Source organism: Photobacterium sp. OFAV2-7 (assembly GCF_022347985.1).
Classification (GTDB): domain Bacteria; phylum Pseudomonadota; class Gammaproteobacteria; order Enterobacterales; family Vibrionaceae; genus Photobacterium.
In genome coordinates, this window is sequence record NZ_JAKRFQ010000006.1 from 16,111 (window position 1) to 29,346 (window position 13,236).

A 13,236-nucleotide genomic window follows, 5' to 3' on the forward strand; every position below is an offset into this window, starting at 1 on the left:
TTCCTACCAACTTTAACTCCCATATGACAATGAAAAAACACTACTTATTAGCGCTGCTAATAGCTGCGGCGTATCCAGCGTTTGCTGAATTAGGACCGCAAGGGATATCTGGCTCAATAAGCGTGCTGGTTGAACAACACGGCCAAGAAAGCAACTTCAATACGAACTTAGCAACAAAAAGCGGCTCCCTTAATACATCAGGAGAGTCTGATATGGAAACCGTTGTCTTTCCACTAGGAGAGATTAAGTACACCTTTGGTGAGCAATCAAACCAGCAAGTCTTTCTCGGTACATCCAGAGAGGATATTACAACGGGACTGATTGCGCTGGAGTTGGGTTATTAATATGAGATGGCAGATAACTCTGTACTGGCTGTCTCAGTATTGCCCTCTGAATGCTCTGTTGAGATATAGCTCAACGGATTCAAATATTGAGTTCTACGATGAAACAGAGTGGCTGACTTCAGTAGGCATTACCTACAAGTTTTAAGCTCTGGTCATCTTGACGCCATAAGACACTAACTTGTCACTATTCGACATACATCAGTGTCGCGATTTACCGAATAATAGGTTCATCAACAACGATGAACCTAACGCTCCACAGAGGACTCTCTTCATGAAGACGCTTAAGCACATTGTTCCTATCGCTCTTTCATTTGTTGTATCAACGGCCTATGCGGCTGATGGACTCAAAGCTGGGGTTAACCATATCACCTATATCAGTGATGGTGAAAAAGTCGCAGCGAACATTTATCTACCTGACAATTATCAGACTGGAACCAAATATCCGGCAATCATCGTGACGCCTCCGGTATCTGGTATTAAGGAGCAAACCGCGGGACTTTATGCAGAGAAGCTTTCCCAGAAAGGCTATATTACTATGGCATTTGATCCACGTGGTTTTGGCGAGAGTGAAGGTGAAGAGGTCTTACTGAGCGCATATAAAGTATCGGATGACATCCGAAACGGCATCAGTTTCCTTTCTACACTAGAGCAGGTCGATACAGGAAATACCTATAGTCTGGGGATATGTGCCGGTGCTGGATTCGCAGCCTATGAAGCTGCGTTCGACTCCCGCGTTAAAGCGATGGCTGTTGTAAGTCCTTTCCTGACAACAAAAGATGAAATACTGGAGCAGGTAGGCGGAAACACGAAAGCGCTTCGCGAGCATGTTCTTCCGGGGGGCGCCATTGGTAACAACAGTTACTACACCACAGGTAAGGCACCTACAGTGCATGTAACACCGGTAACGGAGCAGGAAATTACTAACGCAAGACCGGTTCCTCTGGGTATGCGTGACTACTATCTTGAAGGTAAACCTGGTTATCACCCAAGATGGAAAAACGCACTTAGTCTTCGTTCCGCTCCCTACGTTGTGAGTTTTTCAGTCTTCAATTATACCGATATGTTTACCGGCCTGCCTTCGTACATTGTTTACGGTGATGAAGCCGCCTCTGCCAACGGTGCGATTCGCTTCTACAATGAAATTGATGGCGAAAAAGACCGCTTGGTTGTGAAAGGTGCGGATCACTTCGATTTGTACTGGAAAGAGGAATATGTCTCACCGGCAGTTGAAGGTATTAATAATTTCTTCAGAAAGCAGATGAAGTAACGTTAACTATCTTGGCGTCATTAAGAGGCTGGACACCCAGCCTCATGTTGTTACATGTCCATGGAAAGCAGATATGCCGAAATCAGGTAGAGCCGCTAAGTACCCGTTCAATAAAGGCAGTCGTATCTTCTTGCTTGATATGGGACTCGAACCTGTCCATTTTCTAAAGTCGGCAGGTTTACCTGAAGACCTATATAGCCGCGAGAATCCGCAGCTCACAGCACAAGACTACTTTCGTGCCTGGCGTATGCTGGAAGAGGCACTGGGTGATTTTGAGCTTCCTCTTGAACTAACCAAATCGTTTCCCGCAGAAGCCTTTGATGCTCCGATTTTTTCTGCTCTGTGCTGCCCGGACTTTAATACTGCCATCAGGCAGCTAAAATTGTTTAAACCGCTTATCGCTCCCATGGAGCTTGAGCTAGACATTAACGAGAAGACAACCAGTGTCACCATTCACTGTGAACAGTGTACTGAGAGTGTTCCCAGAATGCTTTGTACCAATGAAGTTACCTTCTTTACCCGGTTTATCCGCTATGCGACCAGATCAGAAATCGTTCCTCTGACAGTTGAAACCATGAAGAAGGTAAGGAAACCAGCAGAGTATGCTGAATATTTTGGTGTTGAAGTAAAAGAAGGAACAAAGAACCGGATTGTTTTTCACTCATCCGATGCTCAGCTTCCATTCCTGACAGAAAACAATAAGATGTGGAAGGTGTTTGACGAAGACCTGCGGAAGAAGCTGGCTGACCTTGAAGGAGAAGCATCCATTGAGCAACGGGTTAAAAGTGCGCTTCTGGAATTGATCCCAAGCGGTCAGGTGTCAATAGAGCACGTTGCAGATAAGCTTGCGATGGGTAAGCGAACTCTGCAACGCAGACTTAAAGCGGAAAATATTGGTTATCAAACGGTTCTGAATAACACCAGACAACAGCTATCAGAGCACTACCTGATGAATACTTCTCTTAAGTCGTCGGAAATTGCTTATCTGTTAGGTTTCCAGGAGATCTCTTCGTATTACAGAGCGTTTTCTTCCTGGACAAATATGACTCCGGATCAATTTCGCGAGAGAGGCTCACTCCAATCCAGCCTTCATTAAATGATGACAATTGTCCTGTTGTAGAAAGCAGCAGGACATTGTCGTTATCAGACATTTCTTTGTCACCATCTGATATCTATTAAACTCTTCATCATTCATATACTAGCCTTGTGTCCAATTAATACCCTGCTGTTTCCACTCTATTTACTGATGATTGCTTTTTCAATTTACCACGGCAGCAAAAGGTATGATCTGAATGTGTTGTATTTATATGTGATGTTTTGTAATTGATGAAATAAGATTTGGTTCGGTGAAGCTTCATTGGTGTTTATTATTGCGTAAGGTGTGCTTTTATTTTTCGAAATATCGATGATGTTTTCTCATTAATTATCGACTCTGGGATAGTGTATATGGAAGAGAAAGCCCAGCCATAAGGCCGGGCTCGTTCTGCTTCTTGTTACATCTTTGCTTTCAGCTATGGGTATTCATTACCGGATGCGAAAAAAGGGGATTACAGCGCGCTAATCGCCTCAAGAATTTTGGCTTCTTCGCTGCTTCCTACCTTGCCTTCACTCACATAGGCAACCTTGCCGTCTGCACCCATTACAATCACGGCAAGACTCGACTCTTCCAGTTCCCAGTTTTCAAAAATTTCACCATCTTCATCGATAATGGCTTCAACAACAGGTTTGGCCAACTTGCCTTCCTTGATCGCGCCCTCTATGAACATACCGGCGCCAAACGGTGCATCGTCGGCATTGACGATACTGTATACCTTGATGTTCTTCATGCCTTCGATTTTGGCCTTGAACTCAGGTGAGATAAGCTCGTTGGCTTCCGGTCTGGCGGCTTGGGCAAAGACAACCCCGGGCATGATATCGCTGGTTGACCATGCCTTGAATTCTACGTCATCACCCTTGATAACCGCGATACCACCGGCGTCGATAGCTGTAACAGGCAGTGCATCGCCAGCGGAAAATGAAGCTGCTGAAGCCAGGCCCGATGTCATGGCCATGATGGCCGCTAAGGATAGTAGTTTAGCTTTCACGTTATGTTCCTTGTTAGTATGGTGCCATATAGTTCCCATCTAACAATGATTGATTTTATGGGCGGAAAAATAGAGCTAGAACCATTTTGCAAAATAAAAGATATTGATTGTTAAATATCGTAACTTATTGCTTTGGGTGTCCGTAATATTTAAGTGCTTGTCTGGTTCAGGCCTGATTTTATTTATTTTCTTTAGCTTTGTGTTTGTTGATTTTTAAGATTGATACCACAAAAAACAAATATTATAGCCTCAGTGTTAAATATCATAATGGAACAATCGTGATTGCAATTACAGCATAGTGATATAAGCCGGCGGACTGACTTTCGTCGTTTGAAATAATATCAAGGAGCTGTAATGGCCACTGCTATCCCTTTAGTTATCAGAAATAAATTTGTGGGCCAGGTTATGAAAGGATCGATAGTGATCAACTCTGTGCTGGCTTTTTTGGCTCTGCAACCCTTCGAGCCGTTTATCGATTACTCGACGATGCTGTTCGAGCTCCAGATCCAGAGCCTGGTTGCGCCTGCGCTGATCAGCCTGTTGCTACCGCTTGGTATCAAGAAAGAAATGCTGCTCAAGGGGGAAGACGGTCACATCTGGCGCTCAGGCAGCCTGACAGCCCGGTTTGTCAGCCTGGTACCCACCAACAAGGTTTTGGCTTGCCTGTTCTGGACCCTGTTAACCTTCATTTTCTTCACGCTTCCGGCGATTGGGGGGTTACAGCTACTGGGCGTGGAGCAGATGACGGGCTGGCAGTATTTCTTTTTTAAGATGACTCAGGCGTGGATATTCTGCACTTCAATCAGCTATCTGATCTGTTCGGTAGCAGTGACCCGCCGTGAAACCGCAGGGCAGCAACGCGCCCGTGTTTCAAACTGATTGTCGTCCCCTTAATGCTGAGGGTGCCGATGTTGGCACCCTCCTCAACCTGGTTGGAAAAAACGATGAACAAAGCCACCCGTAACATGGCTGCAAATAAGAATATTGCCCTCGTCGCGCATGATAACTGTAAGCCGGATCTACTGAATTGGGTGAAACAGAATAAGGAAAAGTTACAACGTCACTTTTTGTATGCCACTGGTACAACGGGGCATTTACTTAGCAATGAAACCGGGCTGGCGGTTAAAAGCCTGATCAGCGGTCCGATGGGGGGCGACCAGCAATTGGGCGCGCTGATCTCAGAGGGCAAGATAGACGTGATGCTTTTTTTCTGGGATCCGCTCAATGCTGTTCCCCATGATCCGGACGTGAAAGCACTGCTGCGTATTGCCAGCGTCTGGAACATTCCGGTGGCGACTAACCGTGCGACGGCGGACTTTTTGTTTCACTCCGAGCTTATCGACCAGGTACTGGCGATAGACGTACCGGACTACGAGGCTTACCTGTCACGGCGCATATAACTTGTCAGGCTATGGAGGGCATGATGAAACAGTTGGCAATGAAGAAATTAGGCTTAGGTGGCCTGGGCATGAAGAAGTCCCTGGTTGTCTTTGTCGGTTTGTTGGTGGCACTTACTGTCGTCAATACCAGTTATGTTACCTACGTGTCGGCTACAGAGTCGATCATGACGGCAACCCACATTAAGTTGGGGGCGACAGATGCCGATAGTGTGGCAGTGATGAGTGAGTTGCAGCGACTGAAAGAGCACCTTATTGTCCAGGCAGTGGTGCTGATCATGATTAGCCTGGTGCTGACTTTTGCGGTGTTGAACGTTCTATACCGCCCGATACTCGAGCTTAAAAGGACAATCACTGATTTGTCGGAAGGGGAGGGCGATCTTACCCAGAGGCTAACCACTCAGGGCAATGACGATATCGCCCAAATCGGTAATGCCGTTAACACCTTTATTACCAACCTCCAGGGCATGATGCTCGATATTGCCGAGGCGTCGGGCAAACTGGGTAGCAGTGTCGATACCCTCAAGGCGCACTCGGGCCAGAGTGTCGCGGAGATGGAGAGGCATGTGAATGAGACGGAACAGGTTGTTACGGCCATTAATCAGATGAGCGTGACGGCAAAGTCGGTGGCAGAGGATGTGTCACAAACGGCCAGTTTTGCCGAGCAGGCCAGAAAGGTCGGCGAGGAATCGGCCAAGCCCGCCAGAGAAGGAACTGAGGCATTTATGTCTCTGATCACCGAGGTCGAGACAACCAGCCGTTCTATCCAGACCATGAGCAACGAGACCGAGAGTATCAAGACCATTCTTGAGGTTATCAATGGGATTGCCGAACAAACCAATTTGCTGGCCCTGAATGCGGCTATCGAGGCGGCCCGGGCCGGGGAGCACGGCAGGGGGTTTGCTGTAGTCGCCGATGAGGTTAGAACCCTGGCGGCCAGAACCCGGGCAAGTACTCAGCAGGTCGAAGAGTCGCTGGCCAGGTTGCTTGAACAAAATGGCTCTGTTGTCGACTCAATGGAGAAGACCAAGTCGATGTGTTATCTCACCGGACAGAAGGTGGAACTGATTGGCAAGGCATTAGGGGATATCATCGCTATTGTTCACCAGATGAGCACTACATCAGGTCAGATAGCGACATCGACGGAAGAGCAAAGCAGTGTGACGCAGGAGATCAGCCAGAACATGGCGCTGATAAATACGATTGTCAATCAGCTAAATCAGAGCAGTATGGCCTCATCCGAGCAGGTCGGAGGGATAGCCCGGGTTAATGAGCAGTTGATGGCGATTGTGGGCAGGTTCGAGCTGGGCGAGGCTTCTTCATAACTTTTTGAGCTACCCATCGTTGCCGCTGACAATTTCTTGTCAGCGGATAGCTGAGGAACCCGTTTTGTGAATTAATCGCGGTAACGGTGAACAATGGCCTCCGCCGGAACTATTATGTCAGGAGCTTCCCCAAAATGGTTTGATGGCAAAGTTGGCCCCGTTGAAAGGGTAGAATTTGTTATTGGCCTTTTGTTTTTCAACCAGTGAGGCTACGTCGTTTTCGATGATCTTCTTAACCCTGAGGTAATACCTGTTTATTGAAATTTCGCTTGTACCGCTCTTATGCGTACTGTTGGCATATTTGCGGCTAAGGGCGGGGAGCACGTCTTTAAGTCGCGTTTTTTCCTTGGACGGGACACCCAGTTTGAGGTCGTAGCATTCGAGTCCAACCAGCCAGCTTGCAATGTTAGCTTTTTCGGCTCGTTTTGTGTCGGGAATCACAAAGAGTACTTTGTTACGTTCATACCAGTCGATGAAGTGGTCGAGGTAAGTAACAGCGGTAGAACTGACCACCGAGGAATGATTGCTATATCCCATCGCATTCGAGCTACTGCCTTCTCGTTCTTTTTCGAGGCGTGGCATTTCGCCATTTTCCGTATCATCAAGGCTTTCAACATAAAAAGCAGATAAGGATTCAGCCAGTACGTGAGCGGCATCAGCGATTCCGTTTTTGTTTATCAATTCGAGAAGATCAGCGCGGCTAATTTTGATCTGGCAGGCATGTTCGTCGCCAAAAAGGTTGTCAACACCGGATTCGTCGACAGTTTTGAACCGCCACACATATCGATTCTGGAAGTCGTGGCTAAACAATCTTGTAACCTGGCTAATCCAGTAATAGATGTGATTGGCATAGGCACAGTCGACATGCTCAACGAACAACTCAAGCTCTCGTTCGTTAATAGACTGCGGCACATTCGCGGCAAAGTTTGCCAGGTTGTCATCAAGGAACTGGCGAATATCTGAGAGCAGGTGGCGGCTGTTGCGCGGTTCAAGCTTTATCCAGGTCCTGATATGGCTGAGCGGCTCAAGCCAGCTAGGTAACTCGATATCATTTTCCCGGTACCAATACATAAGGGTATAAATGGCTTCACAAAGCATGTCTGGATGAGTGATGTCGAAGAAGCTATTAAGTCGTTCACAGATCAGGGGCGCTCTTGAGAAGGCCATCGAGAGGTCTTGGTGTGAATATCCCAGCCTTGCTTCCGAGGGGATTGGCAAGCATTTTATCCCCCCGGATGTCAGGATCTCGCTGAACTCATGCTGGATATAGTTCAGTTCTTTTTCCCTGTTGATCAAAGCGCGTTTACTTTGGTCGGGATGACTCATTTTTCCCCACACCTGCATGGAAGACATCCCCTTATCATAACCACGGTGTATCTGCTTCATGAAGTGCAGTGCGGCCCCGTCGGGTTCGTTCTGGATAAATTCGAGGGCGCTCTTGAAATAATGTTTAGGGAATAGACTGATAATGTTGTCGCGGTCTTCATTTAAAGCTGTTAGTAAGCGCTCCTGCTCGTCGAACCAGGCAGAATATGCCTGGTTTTTATATAACGCTCTAGCCGTAAAGATTAGCAACAGGACTTGTTCACTGACGGCCTCATAAATAGGTTCAAAAGGGGGACGCTCTCCAGTTAGGTAGTCCTTTAGCCAGCGCTTATCATTTTCTGAAATGGCCATTTCTGCTCCCCTTAGGTAATACAATTTGTGATGTGAATCACAGTTATTGGAGTTTTTCTACCAATAAATCGTCGTTTTCTGAGAACACCGTTCTATTGAAGGACTGATAAATTATCAAGTTACAATTCGATGAGTTGATTATAAGTAAATTATACAAAAAACAAATCATTTAACTCCATATTTATGTAATCATGTAAATTACATCGGTAAAAAATATCAACTAACAATAAAAGATATAGTAAATCATGTTTGTAATGTAAAAAATAATATCAAGATACAGGTAGCATTTCCTTATCTTGATATTATTTTAAGGGTTCCCTACTATCAGCTCATCGAATCGACGCAACCAGAGAACATGATTAGAGGAGCTTTTATGTTTGGTGATCTGTTTGACTTTGTTACTGAAAACCCAATTAAATCAATAGCGATAGCTGCTGCAACGGTGGCAACGGGTGGAGCGGCACTGGCTGCAGCTCCGGCGATAGGTGCCGCGGCCAGTGCCGCTGGTCTTGGGGTCGCTGGCGGTACATTAAGCGGTGCGGCAGCTTCCTCTGCCGGGTTGGCCGCACTTGGGGGGGGAAGTCTGGCTTCCGGTGGCTTGGGTATGGCCGGAGGAAAGGCTGTCGTGACAGGGATCGGTGCGGCAACTGGCGCGATTACTTCAGGTACTACAGCCAAAATAGCAGCTGACGATTAATCAACGAAGGACAGGAGCGTGACCAATGTCGATACTAGAAGGCCCTTTTCGTGAATGGAACCACTCTAAAATTATGCGACTGACAGACGCCGGATGCAGTGATGAAACGATTGCCAGTGCTATCAATGATGAGATGAGGGCAAAAGCCAATGCGCCGGGCACCGCAATTACCGGTGAGCAAATCACTTCTTACAAAGAAATTGCTGAATTAGCTGGACGCTATTCACTGGTGTCCGAGAAAAAAGTTAAGGCGTTAAGTGGCGAGCCGGAGCCAACGAGTAATCAGCTTGCTTTTCAATAAATCCATATATGGCTAGGTTCCAGCCCCTGCCTACGTGGGGGCTGGATGACTATGCCGGCTGAGAGAGCACTTAAGTTACTTTCCCTTCCTTTGCTGCTCTTGCTGCCAGGCCCAGATAGGTGGCTTGGCCAGCAGTTTTAGTCTGTAACACCAGCTTGGGGCATGCCAGAGCTGTTTCGCCAGTTTGCCGTAACCATGAAAATAGACGGTCAACGGGTTGACCGAGTTGATTCTCGGGTACACACCGTAGCGGACTGTTTCTTCTTCCCGGGCAAAGGTGCCAAACATCCTGTCCCAGACAATCAGTATTCCGGCATAGTTTTTATCCAGGTATTGCTGATTGGTCGCATGGTGGACTCGATGATGCGACGGTGTGTTAAATACTGCTTCGATTGGTCTTGGCAGCTTCTTGACGGTTTCTGTATGGAGCAGGGTCTGAAACAACTGCACCAGGGTTTCGCACATTAGCACCACAAACGGATGGAAACCCATTAATACCAGAGGCAGATAGAAAAAGAACGGGAAGAACCAGTCCAGTGGCCCGAATCGATAGGCGACGGAAATATTAAAAAACGGCGAGCTATGATGGACCGAGTGTGTTCCCCAGGCGAGCCCGTTGCTATGGAGGAAGCGGTGCTCCCAGTAATACGCCAGATCAGCCAGTATCAGGCATCCAAGTACGGTCCATCCGGTGACGGGCAACTGGGTCAGGCTGAAGTTGTCGTACATGAACAGAAAGGCTCCGACATACCCGAGACCAACCACAAACAGTATCACCAGTAGAAAGAACAGGGTAACAAAGTTGGTGGCACTATCACCGATCATGGTCCAGCTAAGCTGCTTCTTGAAGCGGTAACGGACCAGCTCAACCAGAAACAAAGCGAGGGCGATTAGCAGGAAATGATCATCAATCCAGGCTTCGGCATTCATGATGGCATCCAGCGAGTACACGTGGGACATGAAATCCATAGGGGGTTCCTTCACCGTATTCTTATTGGTAGTAGACTGACATCTGACTTGAAACAGGTTCGCCCTGCTCATCCAGAGTGTGGGTCTCAACCACGGCACGCACAGGCTTCTGGAAGTCAATTTTATGCCACGCATCGGTATATTGTGCCGTGCTGTAGCGCCCTTTAGTTAGCAGCAAGACGGCCTGCTCTGCCGGAGGCAGGATGATTTGCTCGCTGGGTGGGAGGTTGCGAACATCGGCATAACCCATTGTGATCGTCGCGGCTGTAAAGTCGGCGTTGAACGTCTCGTAAACGACAATAATCTCGTTGGTGGCGGGGGCGTAAGTGCTTTCATCCATGACTTTCTGGCTGAATTCGTCCAAGAGATTTTGCACTTCTTCAAGTGAGATAGTGCGGGCGATCACCTGGCGGTAATACTTCTTTTCCTCTTTCTGTGCCTTGGCCTCGACGGTATGTGCCCTAGTATCTTGCGTCATGCTCTGTGTGTTGCTTTCTGCGACGGCTGGCTGAACCAGGGTCAGTCCCCATACCGTTCCTGTAATTGCTGCGGTTGTCAGTAATGCGTGAACCCGTTTCATGCTCATCACTCCTCAATTATCAAAGGCATCGCTAATCAAAAACATGGCTACTCAAAAGCATCGGTAGCCAGGAGAGAAGATAACGGCCAGCACGTTAACAAAAGGTTATCGTGTCTGAGAGGAATAGAGCAGGGGCGCAGAAATCAGATTGCGGTATCGTGTTGTGAAATAACGTAATTGTTGGGCCAGGAAAATATGGTGATATTTCACCCAAGGCGTAGAAATAGGGTGAAACATGGAAGATATCAAGACCTTGGTCGACGGGCTGTCGCTGGAACAAAAGGCCCGGCTGCTGACCGGCAAGAACTTTTGGCAAACCCGGGGCATCGAACATCTCGGCATTGACAGTATTTTGATGGCTGACGGGCCTCACGGACTGCGCAAACAGACCGGCAGCGCAGATCATCTCGGACTCAACGGCTCAAGCCCTGCTGTGTGCTACCCGACCGCGTCGGCGCTTGCCTGCTCGTTCAACGAGGCACTGATCGAGGAGATGGGGCGCGGCCTTGGGCATGCCGCCCGCAGTGAAGGGATCAACGTCTTGCTTGGGCCGGGCAACAACATCAAGCGCTCCCCCCTGTGCGGCCGGAACTTTGAGTATTTCTCCGAGGATCCGCTGTTATCTGGCAAGATGGCCAGCGCCATGATCAAAGGTATCCAGTCTCAGAGGGTGGGTGCCAGCCTGAAACATTTTGCGGTCAACAATCAGGAGCACTACCGGATGGTGGTCAACGCTGTTGTCGACGAACGCACCCTGCGTGAAATTTATCTGGCCTCGTTCGAGATCCCGGTAAAAGAAGCCCGCCCCTGGACAGTAATGAGTGCCTACAACCGTATCAATGGCGTTTACGCATCAGAGAATGCCCGCTTGCTAAACGGAGTGCTGCGTGAGGAGTGGGGATTTGACGGCCTGGTCGTGACTGACTGGGGGGCGAATGACCAGCTGTGGAAAGCGGTGGCGGGCGGCCTGGATCTGGAAATGCCGTCCAGTGGCGATGTCGGCCCCCACAATGTTATCAGCGCCGTCAAAGACGGCAGGTTGGCGATGGCCGATATCGATACGGCCGTCACTCACCTGTTTCGCCTGATAGAAAGGTGCCGGACAGCCGCTGACGAGCCGCTGTATTTGCTGGCCGAAGCCCATGCGCAGGCGAGGAGGGTAGCAGAAGAATGCATTGTTCTGCTTAAAAATGAAGAGGCTATTTTGCCACTTGATCCCGAGCGTCACGCTAATGTGGCGGTGATCGGGGAGTTTGCCATGAGCCCGCGTTATCAGGGCAGCGGCAGCTCCAGGGTCAACCCTTATCAGGTGACCAGTCTGATCGATTCGCTCAATGCTGCTGATACCAAGTTTAACATTAGCTATGCGCCGGGCTATCGCTGTGATAGCGACGAGGTTGATACGTTGCTGATATCCGAGGCTGCCTGTCTGGCGGCGCAGTCTGATATCGTACTGCTGTGCGCCGGGCTGACCGATGACTATGAGAGTGAAGGGCGAGACCGCACGCACCTTAACATGCCGGCCAACCAGCTGGCCCTGATCGACGCTGTACTGGATCGTAACCCGAATACTATCATCGTGCTGAGCAACGGCTCGGTGATCAAGATGCCGTTTGCCGACCGGGCTCCGGTGATTCTCGAGGCTTGGCTGACCGGCGAGGCCGGTGCCGAAGCGGTGGTAAATATTTTGCTCGGAAAGGTAAACCCTAGCGGGCGCCTGGCCGAAAGTTTTATCAGGGACGAGCAGCAGGACCCGTCACAGGGTAACTTCCCCGGCAGGGATTATGAAGTTGTCTACCAGGAGGGGGTCTTTATCGGGTACCGCGCCCATCAGCGGCTGGGAAATGAGGTGACCTTTCCTTTTGGCCACGGGCTGAGTTACACCACCTTTGATTACCGTGATTTAGTTGTACGCCAGCTAGGCTATAGCCAGTTTGAGGCAGAGGTCACTGTCACCAATACCGGCCGTATTGCCGGCAAGGAAGTCGTCCAGCTGTATGTGGGTGAACAGCAGCCGTTGGTGAGTCGCCCTGTTCGCGAGCTTAAAGGTTTTGCCAAATTGGAGCTGGCCCCCGGCGAGAGCCGCCAGGTTGTTTTTGCCCTCGACAAACGCTGCTTTGCCTATTACAACACCGATCTGGCTGACTGGCATGTCAACGCCGATGATTTTTTGATTGAAATAGGGCGCTCTTGTGAAGAGATTGAACTGACCGCCGAAGTGTATGCCAGCGACAACTGCCAGGTTTCCCAAATACCGCAACCGCGTTTCGTCCAGCGAGAGGCGTTTTTCAAGACGGTCGATATTAGCCGCAACAGTACGGTCTCTGATCTCAAGGACCATCCGACCGGTAAGTTTCTTTATCGCAAGATTGTGAGTGGGGCGACCGGAGGTGGCGAGGAAGTGGTCTCCAAAGACATTCAGTTGCGAATGGCCAACGAGCTGCCACTGCGTAACCTGGTTTCGTTCAATGCCGGCAAGGATCTCGATGAAAAAGGCCTCGACGTGATACTCAAGGTGCTCAATGCTACCCGTCGGGACACATTGCTGGGTAAATGTATCGACCTGTTTACCCGACATCGCTGATACCAGCCACT

At 49.0% G+C, this 13,236-nt stretch carries 14 protein-coding genes; 10 read left to right on the top strand and 4 right to left on the bottom strand.

Annotation, left to right across the window (positions count from 1 at the left end):
- Positions 1-29: 29 nt before the first annotated feature.
- The 4 genes from MHN01_RS01570 to MHN01_RS01580 all read left to right on the top strand — a co-directional run bounded on the left by MHN01_RS01570 (position 30) and on the right by MHN01_RS01580 (position 2,707).
- Positions 30-344, top strand: coding sequence for a DUF2860 family protein (locus MHN01_RS01570; RefSeq protein ID WP_239409726.1), 315 nt, complete (start codon positions 30-32; stop codon positions 342-344).
- Position 345: 1 nt separating this feature from the next.
- Positions 346-489, top strand: coding sequence for a DUF2860 family protein (locus tag MHN01_RS24595; protein ID WP_370646389.1), 144 nt, complete (start codon positions 346-348; stop codon positions 487-489).
- A gap of 126 nt (positions 490-615) precedes the next feature.
- Positions 616-1,611: an alpha/beta hydrolase gene (locus tag MHN01_RS01575; protein WP_239409727.1), complete on the top strand. Its 996-nt coding sequence runs from the start codon at positions 616-618 to the stop codon at positions 1,609-1,611.
- Between the two features lie 73 nt (positions 1,612-1,684).
- Positions 1,685-2,707 carry an AraC family transcriptional regulator gene (locus MHN01_RS01580; protein WP_239409728.1) on the top strand — a complete coding sequence of 341 codons (1,023 nt, stop codon included), beginning with the start codon at positions 1,685-1,687 and terminating at the stop codon, positions 2,705-2,707.
- A gap of 451 nt (positions 2,708-3,158) precedes the next feature.
- Here the strand turns inward: MHN01_RS01580 and MHN01_RS01585 are convergent, their stop codons facing one another.
- Positions 3,159-3,695: a YtfJ family protein gene (locus tag MHN01_RS01585; protein WP_239409729.1), complete on the bottom strand. Its 537-nt coding sequence runs from the start codon at positions 3,693-3,695 to the stop codon at positions 3,159-3,161.
- 354 nt (positions 3,696-4,049) lie between these two features.
- On the opposite strand from MHN01_RS01585, the gene MHN01_RS01590 reads away from it, so the two are divergent.
- From MHN01_RS01590 to MHN01_RS01600, 3 genes are all read left to right on the top strand, one after another.
- Complete coding sequence (locus MHN01_RS01590; RefSeq protein WP_239409730.1) at positions 4,050-4,574, top strand: hypothetical protein; 525 nt, start codon at positions 4,050-4,052, stop codon at positions 4,572-4,574.
- Positions 4,575-4,639: 65 nt separating this feature from the next.
- Positions 4,640-5,095, top strand: coding sequence for a methylglyoxal synthase (locus tag MHN01_RS01595; protein ID WP_239409731.1), 456 nt, complete (start codon positions 4,640-4,642; stop codon positions 5,093-5,095).
- Positions 5,096-5,115: 20 nt separating this feature from the next.
- Positions 5,116-6,417: a methyl-accepting chemotaxis protein gene (locus MHN01_RS01600; RefSeq protein ID WP_239409732.1), complete on the top strand. Its 1,302-nt coding sequence runs from the start codon at positions 5,116-5,118 to the stop codon at positions 6,415-6,417.
- Positions 6,418-6,534: 117 nt separating this feature from the next.
- On the opposite strand, the gene MHN01_RS01605 is transcribed toward MHN01_RS01600, so the two are convergent.
- On the bottom strand, positions 6,535-8,094 hold the full coding sequence (locus MHN01_RS01605; RefSeq protein ID WP_239409733.1) for a hypothetical protein: 1,560 nt from the start codon (positions 8,092-8,094) through the stop codon (positions 6,535-6,537).
- Positions 8,095-8,467: 373 nt separating this feature from the next.
- Here MHN01_RS01605 and MHN01_RS01610 point away from each other — a divergent pair, with 373 nt between their 5' ends.
- Together MHN01_RS01610 and MHN01_RS01615 are read left to right on the top strand one after the other, a co-directional pair.
- Positions 8,468-8,791: a hypothetical protein gene (locus tag MHN01_RS01610; RefSeq protein ID WP_239409734.1), complete on the top strand. Its 324-nt coding sequence runs from the start codon at positions 8,468-8,470 to the stop codon at positions 8,789-8,791.
- Positions 8,792-8,816: 25 nt separating this feature from the next.
- Positions 8,817-9,092, top strand: coding sequence for a hypothetical protein (locus tag MHN01_RS01615; RefSeq protein ID WP_239409735.1), 276 nt, complete (start codon positions 8,817-8,819; stop codon positions 9,090-9,092).
- Positions 9,093-9,167: 75 nt separating this feature from the next.
- On the opposite strand, the gene MHN01_RS01620 is transcribed toward MHN01_RS01615, so the two are convergent.
- Together MHN01_RS01620 and MHN01_RS01625 are read right to left on the bottom strand one after the other, a co-directional pair.
- Positions 9,168-10,061, bottom strand: coding sequence for a sterol desaturase family protein (locus MHN01_RS01620; protein WP_239409736.1), 894 nt, complete (start codon positions 10,059-10,061; stop codon positions 9,168-9,170).
- Between the two features lie 22 nt (positions 10,062-10,083).
- Positions 10,084-10,641, bottom strand: a complete 558-nt coding sequence (locus tag MHN01_RS01625) for a hypothetical protein (protein WP_239409737.1) — start codon at positions 10,639-10,641, stop codon at positions 10,084-10,086.
- Between the two features lie 235 nt (positions 10,642-10,876).
- On the opposite strand from MHN01_RS01625, the gene MHN01_RS01630 reads away from it, so the two are divergent.
- Positions 10,877-13,225: a glycoside hydrolase family 3 C-terminal domain-containing protein gene (locus MHN01_RS01630; RefSeq protein ID WP_239409738.1), complete on the top strand. Its 2,349-nt coding sequence runs from the start codon at positions 10,877-10,879 to the stop codon at positions 13,223-13,225.
- Positions 13,226-13,236: the final 11 nt, after the last annotated feature.